At 68.3% G+C, this 17590-nt stretch carries 13 protein-coding genes; 8 read left to right on the forward strand and 5 right to left on the reverse strand.

Annotated features, from left to right (window positions below; all coding sequences use genetic code 11):
- Positions 1-40: 40 nt before the first annotated feature.
- Together OG207_RS33470 and OG207_RS33475 are read right to left on the reverse strand one after the other, a co-directional pair.
- The gene (locus OG207_RS33470) at positions 41-823 is read right to left on the reverse strand and encodes an MIP/aquaporin family protein (protein WP_329103754.1); all 783 of its coding nucleotides are present in this window, start codon (positions 821-823) and stop codon (positions 41-43) included.
- A gap of 314 nt (positions 824-1137) precedes the next feature.
- Complete coding sequence (locus OG207_RS33475; RefSeq protein ID WP_329103756.1) at positions 1138-1905, reverse strand: IclR family transcriptional regulator; 768 nt, start codon at positions 1903-1905, stop codon at positions 1138-1140.
- 275 nt (positions 1906-2180) lie between these two features.
- On the opposite strand from OG207_RS33475, the gene metH reads away from it, so the two are divergent.
- The 4 genes from metH (at position 2181) to OG207_RS33495 (ending at position 10347) form a co-directional block, all read left to right on the forward strand.
- On the forward strand, positions 2181-5693 hold the full coding sequence (gene metH / locus OG207_RS33480; RefSeq protein ID WP_329103757.1) for a methionine synthase: 3513 nt from the start codon (positions 2181-2183) through the stop codon (positions 5691-5693).
- A 113-nt stretch (positions 5694-5806) separates the two neighbouring features.
- On the forward strand, positions 5807-6508 hold the full coding sequence (locus OG207_RS33485) for an HAD family hydrolase (protein ID WP_329103758.1): 702 nt from the start codon (positions 5807-5809) through the stop codon (positions 6506-6508).
- A gap of 579 nt (positions 6509-7087) precedes the next feature.
- On the forward strand, positions 7088-8692 hold the full coding sequence (locus tag OG207_RS33490) for an ABC transporter substrate-binding protein (RefSeq protein WP_329103759.1): 1605 nt from the start codon (positions 7088-7090) through the stop codon (positions 8690-8692).
- Between the two features lie 71 nt (positions 8693-8763).
- Positions 8764-10347, forward strand: coding sequence for an ABC transporter substrate-binding protein (locus OG207_RS33495; RefSeq protein WP_329103761.1), 1584 nt, complete (start codon positions 8764-8766; stop codon positions 10345-10347).
- 104 nt (positions 10348-10451) lie between these two features.
- Here the strand turns inward: OG207_RS33495 and OG207_RS33500 are convergent, their stop codons facing one another.
- Positions 10452-11123 (reverse strand): response regulator transcription factor, encoded by a 672-nt coding sequence (locus OG207_RS33500; protein ID WP_329103763.1) that lies wholly within the window; start codon positions 11121-11123, stop codon positions 10452-10454.
- A 64-nt stretch (positions 11124-11187) separates the two neighbouring features.
- A complete protein-coding gene (locus tag OG207_RS33505; protein WP_329103765.1) occupies positions 11188-12108 on the reverse strand; it encodes a RecB family exonuclease in 921 nt (306 codons plus the stop codon).
- A gap of 68 nt (positions 12109-12176) precedes the next feature.
- On the opposite strand from OG207_RS33505, the gene OG207_RS33510 reads away from it, so the two are divergent.
- The 3 genes from OG207_RS33510 (at position 12177) to OG207_RS33520 (ending at position 15192) form a co-directional block, all read left to right on the forward strand.
- Positions 12177-13475, forward strand: coding sequence for a site-2 protease family protein (locus tag OG207_RS33510; protein ID WP_329103768.1), 1299 nt, complete (start codon positions 12177-12179; stop codon positions 13473-13475).
- An 18-nt stretch (positions 13476-13493) separates the two neighbouring features.
- Positions 13494-14390, forward strand: a complete 897-nt coding sequence (locus tag OG207_RS33515; protein ID WP_053632380.1) for a tRNA (adenine-N1)-methyltransferase — start codon at positions 13494-13496, stop codon at positions 14388-14390.
- A gap of 190 nt (positions 14391-14580) precedes the next feature.
- The gene (locus OG207_RS33520; protein ID WP_329103771.1) at positions 14581-15192 is read left to right on the forward strand and encodes a hypothetical protein; all 612 of its coding nucleotides are present in this window, start codon (positions 14581-14583) and stop codon (positions 15190-15192) included.
- 4 nt (positions 15193-15196) lie between these two features.
- On the opposite strand, the gene OG207_RS33525 is transcribed toward OG207_RS33520, so the two are convergent.
- Positions 15197-15517: a ferredoxin gene (locus OG207_RS33525; protein WP_329103773.1), complete on the reverse strand. Its 321-nt coding sequence runs from the start codon at positions 15515-15517 to the stop codon at positions 15197-15199.
- Between the two features lie 264 nt (positions 15518-15781).
- On the opposite strand from OG207_RS33525, the gene arc reads away from it, so the two are divergent.
- On the forward strand, positions 15782-17548 hold the full coding sequence (arc, locus tag OG207_RS33530) for a proteasome ATPase (protein ID WP_329103774.1): 1767 nt from the start codon (positions 15782-15784) through the stop codon (positions 17546-17548).
- Positions 17549-17590: the final 42 nt, after the last annotated feature.

Genomic DNA, 17590 nt, shown 5'->3' on the forward strand with positions numbered 1-17590 from the left:
GAGGGCGGTGCGGATCTTACGATCTTGCCGGTACTGCTGATCAGGCGAACGCGATGTTGTACAGACCACCGGCGAGCGCGGCACCGACGAGCGGGCCGACCACCGGGATCCAGGAGTAACCCCAGTCGGAGCCGCCCTTGTTGGGCAGCGGCAGCAGGGCGTGCACGATGCGCGGGCCGAGGTCGCGCACCGGGTTGATGGCGTAGCCGGTCGGGCCACCGAGCGAGAGACCGATGCCGACGACCACGAACGAGGTGATCAGGACGCCGATGACACCGAGGCCCTTGCCGCCGTCCTGGAGGCCCTGGGTCAAGATCGCCAGGACCAGGACGGCCGTACCGATGATCTCGGTCGCCAGGTTCTGCACGACGTTACGGATCTCGGGGCCGGTGGAGAAGATGCCGAGCACCGGACCGGCCACGTCGTGCGGGTGCGGGTCCTCGGGACCGAGCTTGGCGTCGCGGATGTGCTCCGGGTCGGCCAGGTGGACGCGGAACTGCCCGTAGTAGGTGATCCACATCAGGACCGCGCCGAGCATGGCGCCCAGCAGCTGGCCGGCGAAGTAGACGGGCGTGTCGCCCCACTCGCCGGTCTTGACGGCGAGGCCGACGGTGACCGCCGGGTTGAGGTGCGCACCGGAGAGCGGCGCGGACACGTAGGCGGCGATCAGGACGGCGAAGCCCCAGCCGAAGGTGATCGCGAGCCAGCCCGCATTGCGGGCCTTGGAGCTCTTGAGTGTCACGGCGGCGCAGACGCCACCACCGAGCAGGGTGAGCAGGGCGGTACCGATGGTCTCGCCGATGAAGATGTCGGAGCTGGACACCCGCGACTCCTTACGTACGTCCAGGGGTGGGCGGACACCGGGTCCCTCCGGTGGTTCCGCGCACTCGGTGAGTTCTGCACCGGTCCTTGGCCTTGTCGCATCCTAGCGCGTATTGCCGGTAGGTGTTCGACAATGCCGACCGATGAACGGCAGTTTTCCGCCCAAGTGAAGAACGCGTCAAGGGTCGGCCAGGCCAATGTGTCGGATCGTTACCCGTAGGTGCGATCAGCCAAATCCAGCCATTCGATGGCCGAGATAGGGCGAAAAAAGGGCAGAAGGGGGCCAGGTGATGGCCTAAACCTGCTAAAGGGAGGTCAGAACCGGCCCGCGCCGAGATCGCGTGAAACCGCACGCGCACAGTCCCGCACCGAGGCCACCAGGGCCGCACGGGGCTCGCCGCCCTCGCCGCACACCCGCTCCACGGCGCCCGCCACCGCCACCGCGCCCACCGGCATCCGGCGCCGGTCGTGGATCGGCGCCGCCACCGACGCGACGCCCTCCCAGGTCTCCTCGACGTCGGCGGCCCAGCCGCGCGCCCGGGTCAGCCCGAGGACCTCCTCGAAGCCGATGCCGTCCGTGACCGTACGGGGGGTGAACGCCTCGCGCTCGACCTCCAGGGCCTGGGTGTGCGCCACCGGATCGTAGGCGGACAGCACCTTGCCCAGCGCGGTGGAGTGCAGCGGCTGCATGGCCCCGACCTCCAGCACCTGGCGGCTGTCGTCGGGCCGGAACACGTGGTGCATGATCAGCACCCCGCTCTGGTGGAGCACGCCCACGTACACGCTCTCGCCGCTCGCCCGGGCCAGGTCGTCCGTCCACACCAGGGCGCGGGCGCGCAGCTCGTGCACGTCGAGGTAGCTGTTGCCCAGGCGAAGCAGCTCCGCGCCCAGCTGGTACCGGCCCGAGGTCGGGTCCTGCTCCACGAAGCCCTCGGCCTGCAGGGTGCGCAGGATGCCGTGGGCCGTGCCCTTGGCCAAGCCCAGCGAGGACGCCACGTCCGAGAGTCCCAGCCGGCGTTCGCCGCCCGCCAGGAGTCGCAGCATCGCAGCGGCTCGTTCGAGCGACTGGATGTTCCGTGCCATCGTGCAGCCTCCTGCAGACCTTCGGTAGTACTGACCATCTTGACGCGGTTCGACAATGCTGAACAGTATCGGTCGATGTCGACCTTGCGCACCGTCGGACAGCTGTTCGCCGTACCGTCGCAGGGACACCGCCCCGGAAAGTCCCCGCCACAGAATGCAGTCCGCCACGTGGGACACCCACACCGGGGCGCCTGCCTCGCGGTTACCCTGGCCGCGTGCACCCTTGACACAGAGGGGGTGCAAAGCCGACAGCCGTCGCATCCCAGGGAGCACCCATGGCTTCGTTGCCCACCCCGCCCGCCGACACCCAGACCCGGGCCGATGCCCTCCGGGAGGCGCTCGCGACCCGCGTGGTCGTCGCCGACGGAGCCATGGGAACGATGCTCCAGGCGCAGGACCCCACCATGGAGGACTTCCAGCAGCTCGAAGGCTGCAACGAGGTCCTCAACATCACCCGCCCCGACATCGTGCGCTCCGTCCACGAGGCGTACTTCTCGGTGGGCGTGGACTGCGTCGAGACCAACACCTTCGGCACGAACTACGCGGCGCTCGCCGAGTACGACATCGCCGAACGCAATTTCGAGCTGTCGGAGGCCGGCGCGCGCATCGCCCGCGAGGTCGCCGACGAGTTCACCGCCTCCACCGGTCAGCAGCGCTGGGTCCTCGGCTCCATGGGCCCCGGCACCAAGCTCCCCACGCTCGGCCACATCACCTACGGCCAGATCCGCGACGCCTACCAGATCAACGCCGAGGGCCTGCTCTCCGGTGGCGCCGACGCGCTGCTCGTCGAGACCACCCAGGACCTCCTGCAGACGAAGTCCTCGATCATCGGCGCCCGCCGGGCCATGGAAGCCCTCGGCGTCACCGTCCCGCTGATCTGCTCCGTCACCGTCGAGACCACCGGCACGATGCTCCTCGGCTCCGAGATCGGCGCGGCCCTGACCGCCCTGGAGCCGCTGGGCATCGACATGATCGGCCTGAACTGCGCCACCGGCCCCGCCGAGATGAGCGAGCACCTGCGCTACCTCGCGCGCAACGCCCGCATCCCGCTCTCCTGCATGCCCAATGCCGGCCTGCCCGTCCTGACCAAGCAGGGCGCGCACTACCCGCTGACCGCCCCCGAGCTCGCCGACGCCCAGGAGACCTTCGTCCGCGAGTACGGCCTCTCCCTGGTCGGCGGCTGCTGCGGCACGACCCCCGAGCACCTGCGCCAGGTCGTCGAGCGGGTCCGCGGCACGGCCGTCACCGAGCGCACCCCCCAGCCCGAACCCGGCGCCGCCTCGCTCTACCAGACCGTGCCCTTCCGCCAGGACACCTCCTACATGGCGATCGGCGAGCGCACCAACGCCAACGGCTCCAAGAAGTTCCGCGAAGCCATGCTGGAGGCCCGCTGGGACGACTGCGTGGAGATGGCGCGCGACCAGATCCGCGAGGGCGCGCACATGCTCGACCTCTGCGTGGACTACGTGGGCCGCGACGGCGTCGCCGACATGGAGGAGCTGGCTGGCCGCTTCGCCACCGCCTCCACCCTGCCCATCGTCCTGGACTCCACCGAGGTTCCCGTCATCCGGGCGGGCCTGGAGAAGCTCGGCGGCCGCGCGGTCATCAACTCCGTGAACTACGAGGACGGCGACGGCCCCGAGTCCCGCTTCGCCAAGGTCACCCGACTGGCCCAGGAGCACGGCGCCGCGCTCATCGCGCTGACCATCGACGAGGAGGGCCAGGCCCGCACCGTCGAGCACAAGGTCGCCATTGCCGAACGGCTCATCGAGGACCTGACGGCCAACTGGGGGATCCGCGAGTCGGACATCCTCATTGACACGCTGACCTTCACCATCTGCACCGGCCAGGAGGAGTCCCGGAAGGACGGCATCGCCACGATCGAGGCGATCCGCGAGCTCAAGCGGCTCCACCCGGACGTCCAGACCACCCTCGGCCTGTCCAACATCTCCTTCGGCCTCAACCCGGCCGCCCGCGTCCTGCTGAACTCGGTCTTCCTCGACGAGTGCGTCAAGGCCGGCCTGGACTCCGCCATCGTCCACGCCTCCAAGATCCTGCCGATCGCCCGCTTCGACGAGGAGCAGGTCACCACCGCCCTCGACCTGATCTACGACCGGCGCGACGGCGACTACGACCCGCTCCAGAAGCTGATGGCCCTCTTCGAGGGCGTCAACACCAAGTCCCTCAAGGCCGGCCGCGCCGAGGAACTCCTCGCCCTGCCGCTGGACGAGCGACTGCAGCGCCGCATCATCGACGGCGAGAAGAACGGCCTGGAGGCCGACCTCGACGAGGCCCTTCAGACCCGCCCCGCCCTCGACATCGTCAACGACACCCTCCTGGAGGGCATGAAGGTCGTCGGCGAGCTCTTCGGCTCGGGCCAGATGCAGCTCCCCTTCGTCCTCCAGTCCGCCGAGGTCATGAAGACGGCCGTCGCGTACCTCGAACCGCACATGGAGAAGACCGATGACGAGGGCAAGGGCACGATCGTCCTCGCCACCGTCCGCGGCGACGTCCACGACATCGGCAAGAACCTCGTCGACATCATCCTCACTAACAACGGCTACAACGTCGTCAACATCGGCATCAAGCAGCCCGTCTCCGCGATCCTCGAAGCCGCGCAGGAGCACAAGGCCGACGTCATCGGCATGTCGGGCCTGCTCGTGAAGTCGACCGTGATCATGAAGGAGAACCTGGAGGAGCTGAACCAGCGCAAGCTGGCCGCCGACTACCCGGTGATCCTCGGCGGCGCCGCCCTCACCCGCGCCTACGTCGAGCAGGACCTCCACGAGATCTACGAGGGCGAGGTCCGCTACGCCCGCGACGCCTTCGAGGGCCTGCGCCTCATGGACGCCCTGATCGCCGTCAAGCGCGGCGTCCCCGGCGCGACCCTGCCCGAGCTCAAGCAGCGCCGCGTCGCCAAGCGCGACGTTCCGGCCCTCCAGGTGGAGGAGCCGGAGGAGTCCGGCGGCCGCTCCGACGTGTCCGTCGACAACCCGGTGCCCGCCCCGCCGTTCTGGGGCACCCGCGTGGTCAAGGGCATCCCGCTCAAGGACTACGCCTCCTGGCTCGACGAGGGCGCCCTCTTCAAGGGCCAGTGGGGCCTCAAGCAGGCCCGCGCGGGCGGAGCCACGTACGAGGAGCTCGTCGAGAGCGAGGGCCGTCCGCGGCTGCGCGGCCTCCTGGACAAGCTGCACACCGAGAACCTGCTGGAAGCCGCCGTCGTCTACGGGTACTTCCCCTGCGTCTCTAAGGGCGATGACCTGATCATCCTCGACGACGCCGGCAACGAACGGACCCGCTTCACCTTCCCGCGCCAGCGCCGCGGCCGACGCCTGTGCCTCGCGGACTTCTTCCGCCCCGAGGAGTCGGGCGAGACCGACGTCGTCGGCTTGCAGGTGGTCACCGTCGGCTCGAAGATCGGCGAGGCCACCGCCAAGCTGTTCGAGTCGGACTCCTACCGCGAGTACCTGGAGCTGCACGGCCTTTCGGTCCAGCTCGCCGAGGCCATGGCCGAGTACTGGCACGCCCGCGTCCGCGCCGAGCTCGGATTCGGCGGTGAGGACCCGGCGAAGGTCGAGGACATGTTCGACCTCAAGTACCGCGGTGCCCGCTTCTCGCTCGGCTACGGCGCCTGCCCCGACCTGGAGGACCGCGCGAAGATCGCCGACCTCCTGGAGCCGGAGCGGATCGGCGTCCACCTGTCGGAGGAGTTCCAGCTCCACCCGGAGCAGTCCACCGACGCGATCGTGATCCACCACCCCGAAGCGAAGTATTTCAACGCACGCTGAGCTCCACCGACGTACACTTGTCGGTCCCATACAGGCCGGTCGCCTGTTCCCCGGGGTCGCATGCCCCGCGGAAGAGGTGACCGGCCTTCTCGTCCCTTCTGAGAGGCATGCGCATGACGAGCACCGTTCCCGCCCCCGTCGCCCGTACGGCCGACGGTTCTGCCCTGCAGGCGGTGCTGCTCGACATGGACGGCACCCTCGTCGACACCGAGGGCTTCTGGTGGGAGATCGAGGCCGAGATCTTCCAGGAGCTCGGCCACCGCCTCGACGAATCCTGGCGCGACGTGGTCGTCGGCGGCCCCATGAGCCGCAGCGCGACCTTCCTGATCGAGTCGACCGGCGCCGCCATCGGCCTCGCCGAGCTGAGCGTCCTGCTCAACGAGCGCTTCGAGGCCCGCATCGCCGACCGGGTGCCGCTGATGCCCGGAGCCGAGCGGCTGCTGACCGAGCTCGCCCGGCACAACGTGCCCACCGCCCTCGTCTCCGCCTCCCACCGCCGGGTGATCGACCAGGTCCTCCTCACCCTCGGCCGCGACCGCTTCACGATGACGGTCGCCGGCGACGAGGTGGCCCGCACCAAGCCGCACCCCGACCCGTACCTGTTCGCCGCGCGCTCGCTGGGCGCACACCCCTCGCGGTGCGCGGTCATCGAGGACACCCGCACCGGTGTGGCGGCCGCCGAGGCCGCCGGCTGCCGGGTCGTGGCCATCCCCTCGGTCGGCGTGATCGAACCCGCCCCCGGGCGCACGGTCGTCCGCTCGCTGGAGGACGTGGACCTCGCGTTCCTGCGCTCGCTCATCGCCCCGTTTAACTGAGAGTGACGACCCCGGCCTCCGATCGGGCGTGCACTACCCAAGCGGACACATCGGCATGCACTGGCCTACATCGGTATGCATTGCCACGCACCGGAGCCCCCCGAGCACGCTCCGTGCCGAACGGAACGCTGTTCGGCTGCGTCCTGGCGGAAGGATCTTCCGTGATAGGTCCCGGAGGCTGAAATTCCATCCCCTCCGGGGTTGTTGCGTAGGGTGACCTTGGTCACCCTGCGCACCTTCGGCGACTCCCTCCCGGGGCCCCCTCGGCTTCCAATGTGTCCACATTGATCAGCCCCTGACCGAATCTGCGCAGCCTGCCTGCCAACAGGCAGTTCGCTCCGATCACAGTGCGATTACGCCTCAAGTTCCGCCAGTTCCAGCCATCCCTCCCCGGACCACTACTGTCGATGCGGGCACTACGCCGCACCTCAGCCGGCCCCGACACACACCCCTGTGCCGGGACCGCGTGGACCGATCGTCACAACACCGGCCCGATCGTTCCGCCCCGAACGGGCGACCGACGCGAAGTGCCCTCTACGCCGCTTTGAACAAGTGCCGGTTACAGGGAGTACTTCCAGCATGAACCGCAAGACCATGGTGCTGACGGCCGCGGCCGGACTGCTCACCCCTGCGCTGGCCGCCTGCGGCAGCGCGAGCGGCGGAGGAGCAGGATCCGGCGCGATCGTCGTCGGCACCACCGATCGGTTCGAGGCCGCAGACTTCGCTCCCGCCCCCTTCGACCCGGCCTACGCCTACGACGCCAGCACCTGGAACGTCCTGCGCCAGACCGTCCAGACGCTGATGCACACCCCGCGCGGCGGCGGCCAGCCCGTCCCCGAAGCAGCCTCCGCCTGCCGCTTCACCGACGCCGGCAACGAGAGCTACCGCTGCACCCTGCGCCCCGATCTGAAGTTCGCCGACGGTGAGCCCCTCACCGCCAAGGACGTCAAGTTCTCCATCGATCGCGTCCGCACCATCAAGGACGAGAACGGCCCCTCCTCGCTGCTCTCCACTCTCGACAACGTCGAGGTCAAGGGCACCGACACCGTCGTCTTCCACCTGAAGACCCCGGACGCGACCTTCCCGTTCAAACTCTCCACCCCCGCCGCCGGCATCGTCAGTGAGAAGAACTACGACGCCAAGAAGCTCCGCGAGGGCTTCGCCGTGGACGGCTCCGGCCCGTACACGATGAAGGCCGAGGTCAAGGGCAACCAACTGGTCCGCGCCGTCTTCACCAAGAACCCGCACTACAAGGGCGACCTCAAGCTGCAGAACGACAAGGTCGAGCTGCGCACCTTCGCCGACTCCCCGACCATGGGCAAGGCACTCACCGACGGGAAGATCCACATGGTCTCCCGCACCCTGTCGCCCGCCCAGATCACCGAGCTCAGCGCCAACCCGCCCAAGGGCGTGAAGCTGGTCCCGATGCCCGGCCTGGAGATCCGCTACCTCGGCTTCAACACCGAGGCCCCGGTCGTCAAGGACAAGGCCGTGCGCCAGGCGCTCGCCGCCGCCGTCGACCGCGGCCAGCTCATCTCCAAGGTCTACGGCAAGTCCGCCCAGCCGCTCTACTCGCTGGTCCCCACCACCGTCACGGGCCACGTCAACTCCTTCTACAACAAGTACGGCGAGGCCAACACGCCCAAGGCCGCCGCCCTGCTGAAGGAGGCCGGGATCAAGACCCCGGTCAAGCTGACCCTGCACTACACCAGCGACCACTACGGCGACGGCACGGCCGCCGAGTTCGAGGCCCTCAAGGCCCAGCTCAACTCCACCGGCCTGTTCGACATCACCGTCCAGGGCAACGAGTGGGCGGACTTCCGCCCCGCCCAGAAGAAGGGCGACCACGCCGCCTACGGGCTCGGCTGGTTCCCCGACTACCCGGACGCCGACAACTTCCTCGCCCCGTTCCTGGAGCAGGACAACTTCTTGGGCACGCCGTACGCCAACAGTGCGGTGCGCAGCAGGCTCATCCCCGAATCCCGGCGGGCGGTCGACCGTACGGTCGCCGTCCCCGCGATCACGGAGATGCAGGACATCGTCGCCGAGGACGTACCCGTCCTGCCCCTGTGGCAGGGCAAGCAGTACGTCGCCGCACGCGACGGGATCACCGGAGTGGAGTGGTCGGTCAACGCCATCTCCGACCTCCAGTTGTGGGAGCTCGGCCGTGGCGTAAGCGGCTGAGCAAGGCAAAGACCGGCAGCGGGTGTCGCGGGCCGGAACAACGAAACAGTTCGACTGTGAAGGACGTTCGCGTGAATCGACGTAACCAGTGGCTGGCGGCTCCGCTCGGCGCAGCCACCGCCGCCGCGCTGCTCAGCGGTTGCGGTTCGACCGATGGCTCCAATGCCGGCAGCGGCAAGGGCGTGGTCATGGGCATATCCGACAAGGTGAAGTCCGTCGACCCGGCATCGGGCTACGACCCGGGCTCCTGGCTGCTGTTCAACAACGTCTTCCAGTCGCTGCTGAGCTTCCCCAAGGGCGGCACCACCCCCGAGCCCGACGCCGCCCAGGCCTGCGGCTTCGAGGGCGGTGACAGCAAGCTCTACAAGTGCACCCTGCGGGACGGCCTGAAGTTCAGCAACGGCCACAGCCTCACCTCGAAGGACGTCAAGTTCTCCTTCGAGCGCACCCTGAAGATCAACGACGCCAACGGTCCCGCCGTGATGCTCTCGTCGATCTCCAGCATCGACGCCCCCGACGACAAGACCGTCGTCTTCAAGCTCAAGACCTCCGACGCCACCTTCCCCAGCAAGATCGCGTCCGGCGCCGGCTCCATCGTCGACCACGCCGAGTACCCGGCCGACAAGCTGCGCAGCGACAACAAGGCCGTCGGCTCCGGCGTCTACAAGCTCGACTCGTTCGGCGAGAAGAGCGCCACCTTCTCCGTCAACGAGTCCTACAGCGGCAAGGCCAAGGCCAAGAACACCGGCGTCACGCTGAAGTTCTTCAACGGCGACCAGGCCGGCCTCAAGACGACCCTCGAAAGCGGCGACGTCGACTTCGCCTTCCGCGGCCTCGCCGCCAAGGACATCGCCGCCCTCGCCTCCAGCAAGACCGGCGACAACAAGGTCGACGTCGTCCAGGGCACCGGCGCCGAGGTCGAGCACATGGTGTTCAACGTCAACGACCCCGTCGTCGGCAAGCTCCCCGTGCGCAAGGCCATCGCCTACCTCATCGACCGCGAAGCCCTCGTCCGGGACGTGTACGCGGGCACCGCCACCGCGCTCTACTCCATCGTGCCCACCGGCATCGCCGGCCACACGACCCCGTTCTTCGACCGCTACGGCGGCACCCCCCAGCTCGACAAGGCCAAGGCCGTCCTCAAGGCCGGCGGCATCAACGGCAAGGTCAAGCTGACCCTGTACTCCACCCCCTCCCGCTACGGCCCCTCCACGGACCAGCAGTTCGAGGTCATCGCCAAGCAGCTCAACGACAGCGGCCTCTTCGACGCCGACGTCAAGTCCGTCGAGTACGAGCAGTACGAAAAGGACATCCAGGCCGGCAAGTACGGCATCTACGTGAAGGGCTGGGTGCCCGACTACCCGGACGCCGACAACTTCACGCAGCCGTTCTTCGGCCCGGACAACGTGCTGAACAACAACTACGACAACAAGGAGATCACCGGGACGATCATCCCGTCGACCTCCGCGAAGTCCGACCGCACCGCGGCCAACACCGACTACAACCGCCTCCAGGACATCGTCGCCGAGGAGCTCCCCCTCATCCCGCTCTGGCAGGGCAAGCAGTACGCCGTCACCCGCCAGAACGTGAGCGGCCTGCAGTGGTCCCTCGACGCCTCCACCGTCTTCCGCTTCTGGGAGATCAGCAAGGGCTGATGCCACCGCAGCCGGGCCCGCCCCAGAGCGGGCGCGGACAACGCGGAGGGGGCCGTACGTGCGCGCACGTACGGCCCCTTCCGCGTTGTCCGCGCCCGGCCGGACTACTGGGACCCGGGACGCACCAGACCGCTCTCGTACGCGTACACCGCCGCCTGGACCCGGTCCCGCAGCCCCAGCTTCGTCAACACGTGCCCCACATGCGTCTTGACCGTCGTCTCGCTCACGAACAGATCCGCCGCGATCTCCGCGTTCGACAGCCCCCGGGACACCAGCTTCAACACCTCGACCTCACGCTCGGTCAGCGTCCCCAACGTGTTCGGAAGGCTCTCCTCACCCGACGGAAGATGCCCCGCGTACTTGTCCAGCAACCGCCGCGTAATACTCGGCGCGAGCATCGCCTCACCCGCCGCGACCACCCGGATCGCCTGCACCAGCTCGTTCGCCGGCGCATCCTTCAGCAGGAACCCGCTCGCCCCCGCCCGCAGCGCCTCCACCACGTACTCATCCAGATCGAACGTGGTCAGCACCAGCACCTTCGCCGGCCCGTCCCGCTCCGGACCCGTGATCTGCCGCGTCGCCTCCACCCCGTCCATCCGCGGCATCCGGATGTCCATCAGCACCACATCGGGCTGCAGCGCCCGCACCTGGTCCAGCGCCTGCAGACCGTCCCCGGCCTCACCGACCACCGCCAGGTCCTCCTCCGCCTCCAGGATCATCCGGAAGCCGGTGCGCAGCAGAGGCTGGTCGTCGACCAGAAGGACGCGGATCGCCACGGGGTCTACCTCGTATTCGTCGGACGGCTACGGCGGGCCCGTCCATTCTGCCCTGACACCAAGATCAGGACTCCGCCGGGAGCTCCGCCCCCGACCGCGCCGGGGGCACCTGAGCGCCGAAACCCGGGGAGATCGCCAGAGGATAGGGCGGGGGAGTACCACCGAACTCCGGACACACCGCCTGATGATCACACCAGCCACACAGCTTCGTCGGCCGCGGACGCCACTCACCCGACGCCGTCGCCTCCCGGATCGCCTCCCACAACGCGAGCAGCTTCCGCTCCACCCGCTCCAGATCCGCAACCACCGGGTCGTACGTCAGCACGTCCCCACTGCCCAAATACACCAGCTGCAGCCGCCGCGGCACCACCCGCTTCAGCCGCCACACCACCAGCGCGTAGAACTTCATCTGGAACAGCGCACCCTCCGCGTACTCCGGCCGCGGCGCCTTCCCCGTCTTGTAATCGACGATCCGCACCTCCCCCGTCGGCGCCACGTCCACCCGATCGATGATCCCGCGCAGCCGCAACCCCGAATCCAGCTCCGCCTCCACGAAGAACTCCCGCTCCACCGGCTCCAGCCGCGTCGGGTCCTCCAACGTGAACCACCGCTCGACCAACGCCTCGGCCTCCGTCAGCCACCGCGCCAGCCCCGCCCCCTCGTCACCCTCCGGAAACAGCTCCGCCAGCTCCGGCTTCGACTCCAACAACCGGTCCCACTGCCCCGGAACCAACGCCTTCGCCCGCGGCGCCGTCCGCTCCTGCGCCGGATGATCAAAGAGCCGCTCCAACACCGCATGCACCAGCGTCCCGCGGGTAGCAGCGGCACTGGGCTTCTCCGGCAGCCTGTCGATTACCCGGAACCGGTACAGCAACGGGCACTGCATGAAATCGCTCGCCCGCGAAGGGGAGAGCGAAGAAGGCGCCACAGCGCCCCGCGCATCGGCATCGGCTGCGCCAGGCACAGCACCAGGGCTCGTCGTCATGCACAAAACCCTACGACCCACCACCGACAGGACGCGCATACCATCGACGACGACCCCCCTCGCACTGCATGATCGGACCATCACAAACCGCTACCGCACCACCCCGTACGCGAACAGAACACCGAACAGAACACACTGGGAACACCAGCACCGAACGAAGGACAACCGTGGCAGACACCGACGAAACCGGCGAGCGCGCAGGGAGCCGCTCCGGACCGGGCGGCGGACTCCTCATGGGCCGCCCCTTCGGCGTACCCGTCTACGTCTCGCCCAGCTGGTTCCTCGTCGCCGCCCTCATCACCTGGGTCTTCGGCGACCAACTCGACCGCGTCCTGCCCGACCTCGGACCCGTCCGCTACCTCGTCTCCCTCTTCTTCGCCGTCGCCTTCTACGCCTCCGTCCTCGTCCACGAACTCGCACACACCGTCGCAGCCCTGCGCTTCAAACTCCCCGTGCGCCGCATCCAGCTCCAGTTCTTCGGCGGAGTCTCCGAGATCGAAAAGGAATCCGAGACGCCCGGCCGCGAATTCGTCCTCGCCTTCGTCGGCCCCCTGCTCTCCCTCCTCCTCACCGGGGCCTTCTACCTCGGCATGAAAGCCGTCGACCCGGCCACCGTCCCCGGCGTCCTCCTCGCCGGCCTGATGATCTCCAACCTGCTGGTCGCCGCCTTCAACCTGCTCCCCGGCCTCCCCCTCGACGGCGGCCGCATGCTCCGCGCCGTCATCTGGGGCATCACCGGCAAACCCATGGCCGGCACCGTCGCCGCCGCCTGGGTCGGCCGCGGCCTCGCCCTCGCCGTCCTCATCGGCCTCCCCCTCCTCACCCACACCGGAACCCTCGGCAACCGCACCGAGGAAATCGGCGGCATGAACACCGTCATGGACGCCCTCCTCGCCGCCATCCTCGCCGGCATCATCTGGACCGGCGCCGGCAACAGCCTGCGCATGGCCCGCCTGCGCGAACACCTCCCCGAACTCCGCGCTCGCACCCTCACCCGCCGCGCCATCCCCGTCGAGAACACCACCCCCCTCAGCGAAGCCCTCCGCCGCGCCAACGAAGCCGGCGCCCGCGCCCTCGTCGTCGTCGACGGACAGGGCGACCCCACCGCCATCGTCCGCGAAACCGCCATCGCCTCCGTCCCCGAACACCGCCGCCCCTGGGTCGCCGTCAGCACCCTCGCCCAAGACCTCACCGACGGCATGAAGGTTTCAGCGGACCTCACCGGCGAAGAACTCCTCGACCACCTCCGCGCCACCCCCGCCACCGAATACCTCGTCCTCGAAGCCGGCGGCACCATCTACGGCGTCCTGTCCACCCTCGACGTCGAAAAGGCCTTCGTGAAGGCCATGGCACGGCCCCAGTCCTGAAGCCAATACACTGGTCACATGTCCGAACCGACCGGTGCCGCCCGCCGACGCGGGCCCTTCAAGGTCGGGGACCAGGTACAGCTCACCGACCCCAAGGGCCGCCACTACACGTTCACGCTCGAAGCCGGGAAGAATTTCCACACCCACAAGGGTTCCTTCCCGCACGACGAGCTGATCGGTGCTCCCGAAGGCAGCGTTGTCCGCACCACGGGCAACGTCGCATACCTCGCGCTGCGCCCCCTGCTCCCCGACTACGTCCTGTCCATGCCCCGCGGCGCCGCCGTGGTCTACCCCAAGGACGCGGGCCAGATCCTGGCCTTCGCCGACATCTTCCCCGGCGCACGCGTCGTGGAAGCGGGAGTGGGCTCCGGCTCCCTGAGCAGCTTCCTGCTGCGCGCCATCGGCGACCAGGGCATGCTCCACAGCTACGAGCGCCGCGCGGACTTCGCCGAGATCGCCACCGCCAACGTCGAACGCTACTTCGGCGGCCCCCACCCCGCATGGCAGCTGACCGTCGGCGACCTCCAGGACAACCTGTCCGACACCGACGTCGACCGCGTCATCCTCGACATGCTCGCCCCGTGGGAATGCCTGGAAGCGGTCTCCAAGGCCCTGGTCCCCGGCGGCATCCTCTGCTGCTACGTGGCCACCACCACCCAGCTGTCCAAGACCGTCGAGTCCATCCGCGAGATCGGCTGCTTCGCCGAGCCGCAGCCCTGGGAATCGATGATCCGCAACTGGCACGTGGAAGGCCTCGCCGTCCGCCCCGACCACCGGATGATCGGCCACACCGGCTTCCTCGTCACCGCCCGCCGCCTCGCGGACGGCGTCGAGCCCCCCATGCGCCGCCGCCGCCCCGCCAAGGGCGCCTACGGCGAGGACTACGACGGCCCCGGCAGCGACCGCTCCGCATAACGGCCCCGCAGACCCGACGCAGACCCAACACGAAGGCGCTGTGGCACAGTTCCCCCGACCCACCCGGGAACTGCACCACAGCGCCTTTTCGTTGTCCCGTGCACCAGCCCCGGACCCAGCCGTTCCACCACCCTGTGAGGTGTGGCACGATGCTGGCTCCCCGTCACCCTTCGCACAGGAGACACCCCGCGTGACGCACAGCCACGCCGAGACGGCCCCGCTCCCGCACACCCCGGAGCACAGCCGCACCAGGCCCGTCCACTGGCTCGCCACGGCCACCGCCATGGCAGCCGTCATAGCCGCCGCAGGACTCGTACAGCCCGCCACCGGCACCCCGGCCACCCACACCACCGCCACCGACGCAGAACCGCCCGCACAAGACCCCCGGGCCACCGCACCCGACCCGGCAGGCGTCACCTACCCCCTCGACTGCAAGGGCGCCCCGCAGACCGTCACCACCAGCGCCCAGGGCGACCTCGACGGCGACCGCCGCCCCGAAACCGTGGCCGCCGTCCGCTGCGAAGCCGGCTCCGGCACCCCGCCCCACGCGATCTACGTACTCACCCAGGACCCGGCCCAAGGCACCCGCCCCCGCGTCGTCGCCACCCTGCTCGACACCGCGAAACGACAGACCGCCACCGAGCTCACCGTGCGCGACGGACTCGTCACGGCAACCCTCGTCGGCTACTCCTCACCCGACGTACCCCGCTACAGCCCCGACACGAAACAGCTCGCCAAGTGGCGCTGGAGCGACGGAAAATTCCGCCAGGAGCTGACGGACTCGGCCGCCAGGAGTGTTTGAAGCGTCACTCCGCGTCGGGGCCGAAGACTTCCACCCTGTCCGAAACGCGCCTTACGTGAATGCAGTCCCCCGGACATTCCTTCGCCGAATCGACCACGTCCTGGAGCAGCACCAGCGGAACCGGAGTGGTCGCCCCCACATCCTGCAGCAGCTCGTCCTCCGGGCTCTTCACGTACGCCAGACCATCGATGTCCAGCTCGAACACCTCAGGCGCGTACTGCACGCAGATGCCGTCCCCGGTGCACAGGTCCTGATCGATCCAGACCTCGAGCGGCTCGCCGGCCTCGCCGCCGCCGCCCGTCGGAGCCTCCTGCTGCACGGTCATATCTCCTGCCGTTCCCTGCGCTGAGTGATCCATCCCGATCACGACCCGCAGCAAGTCGCGCGAGCCCTGACGGGTGTTGAACAGTTCGACCTTACAACCGGCTGCTTCCCGAGTTTGATGGGTGGGTATTTCCTTGGCGTGAGGGAGTACGCAAGGGTGAAGATCGGACACACCTCTACCGTCTTTGTGATCTAGGGGTTTCAATCACCACCAGCCCAGGTAGGGTCAGGAAGCGTCCAGCTCCCCTTGGAGGAGGTGAGGACCGTGGCAGCCCACGACGACGACATCAACCGCGGCATCCGGCCCGCGCGAGGGTCCGAAGACCCCGCCGGCCAGGTTGCCTATCTCGAGCAGGAAATCGCCGTCCTGCGACGAAAGCTCGCCGACTCTCCGCGACACACGAGGATTCTCGAAGAGCGGATCGTCGAGCTCCAGACAAACCTGGCCGGCGTATCCGCACAAAACGAACGACTCGCGAATACCCTCCGTGAGGCCCGAGACCAGATCGTGGCCCTCAAGGAAGAAGTCGACCGGCTCGCACAGCCGCCGGCCGGTTTCGGTGTCTTCCTGCAAGCCAACGAGGACGGCACCGTCGACATCTTCACCGGAGGCCGAAAGCTCCGCGTGAACGTCAGCCCCAGCGTCGACCCGGAAGACCTCCGGCGCGGCCAAGAGGTCATGCTCAACGAGGCCCTCAACGTGGTCGAGGCCATGGAATTCGAGCGGGCCGGGGACATCGTCACCCTCAAGGAGATCCTCGAGGACGGCGAGCGCGCCCTGGTCGTCGGGCACACCGACGAGGAAAGGGTGGTGAGGCTCGCCGAGCCGCTCCTGGACATCACCATCCGCCCCGGCGACGCCCTCCTGCTCGAACCCCGCTCCGGCTACGTCTACGAGGTCGTCCCCAAGAGCGAGGTCGAAGAACTCGTCCTCGAAGAGGTCCCGGACATCGACTACGACAAGATCGGCGGCCTGGGCGACCAGATCGAGCTGATCCGCGACGCCGTCGAGCTCCCCTACCTCTACCCCGACCTCTTCAAGGAACACGAACTGCGGCCCCCGAAGGGCATCCTGCTCTACGGCCCGCCCGGCTGCGGCAAGACGCTCATCGCCAAGGCCGTCGCCAACTCCCTTGCCAAGAAGGTCGCCGAGGTGACCGGCCAGCCCGCCGGGAAGTCCTACTTCCTGAACATCAAGGGCCCCGAACTCCTCAACAAGTACGTCGGCGAGACCGAGCGCCACATCCGCCTCGTCTTCCAACGTGCACGTGAGAAGGCCAGCGAGGGCACCCCCGTCATCGTCTTCTTCGACGAGATGGAATCCCTCTTCCGCACCCGCGGATCCGGAGTCAGCTCGGACGTGGAGAACACCATCGTCCCCCAGCTGCTCGCCGAGATCGACGGCGTGGAAGGCCTGGAGAACGTCATCGTCATCGGCGCCTCCAACCGCGAAGACATGATCGACCCGGCCATCCTGCGCCCCGGCCGCCTCGACGTGAAGATCAAGATCGAGCGCCCGGACGCCGAGGCCGCGAAGGACATCTTCGCCAAGTACCTCAAGGCCTCGCTGCCCCTGCACACGGACGACCTGTCCGAACACCAGGGCTCCTCGGCCGGCACCGTCCACAGCATGATCCAGACCGTCGTCGAGCAGATGTACGCCGAAACCGAGGAGAACCGCTTCCTCGAGGTCACGTACGCCAACGGCGACAAGGAAGTCCTCTACTTCAAGGACTTCAACTCCGGCGCGATGATCCAGAACATCGTCGACCGGGCCAAGAAGATGGCGATCAAGGCCTTCCTCGAACACAACCAGAAGGGCCTGCGGGTCTCCCACCTGCTCCAAGCCTGCGTGGACGAGTTCAAGGAGAACGAGGACCTGCCCAACACCACCAACCCGGACGACTGGGCCCGCATCTCCGGAAAGAAGGGCGAACGGATCGTATTCATCCGCACCCTCGTCACCGGAAAGCAAGGCGCGGACACCGGACGCTCCATCGACACGGTGGCAAACACCGGTCAGTACCTCTGACAAAGCGGGGCGGCTGCGGATGCCCACCCCGGGCATCCGCAG

This window comes from Streptomyces sp. NBC_01439, assembly GCF_036227605.1.
Taxonomy (GTDB): domain Bacteria; phylum Actinomycetota; class Actinomycetes; order Streptomycetales; family Streptomycetaceae; genus Streptomyces.

Bases quoted from the DNA above. Each gene is read 5' to 3' on its own strand.
- OG207_RS33510 (WP_329103768.1), top strand. From the start codon at position 12,177: ATGATCGGACCATCACAAACCGCTACCGCACCACCCCGTACGCGAACA.
- OG207_RS33475 (WP_329103756.1), bottom strand. From the start codon at position 1,905: ATGGCACGGAACATCCAGTCGCTCGAACGAGCCGCTGCGATGCTGCGA.
- OG207_RS33505 (WP_329103765.1), bottom strand. From the start codon at position 12,108: ATGACGACGAGCCCTGGTGCTGTGCCTGGCGCAGCCGATGCCGATGCG.
- OG207_RS33485 (WP_329103758.1), top strand. From the start codon at position 5,807: ATGACGAGCACCGTTCCCGCCCCCGTCGCCCGTACGGCCGACGGTTCT.
- OG207_RS33515 (WP_053632380.1), top strand. From the start codon at position 13,494: ATGTCCGAACCGACCGGTGCCGCCCGCCGACGCGGGCCCTTCAAGGTC.
- metH (WP_329103757.1), top strand. From the start codon at position 2,181: ATGGCTTCGTTGCCCACCCCGCCCGCCGACACCCAGACCCGGGCCGAT.
- OG207_RS33490 (WP_329103759.1), top strand. From the start codon at position 7,088: ATGAACCGCAAGACCATGGTGCTGACGGCCGCGGCCGGACTGCTCACC.
- OG207_RS33525 (WP_329103773.1), bottom strand. From the start codon at position 15,517: ATGACCGTGCAGCAGGAGGCTCCGACGGGCGGCGGCGGCGAGGCCGGC.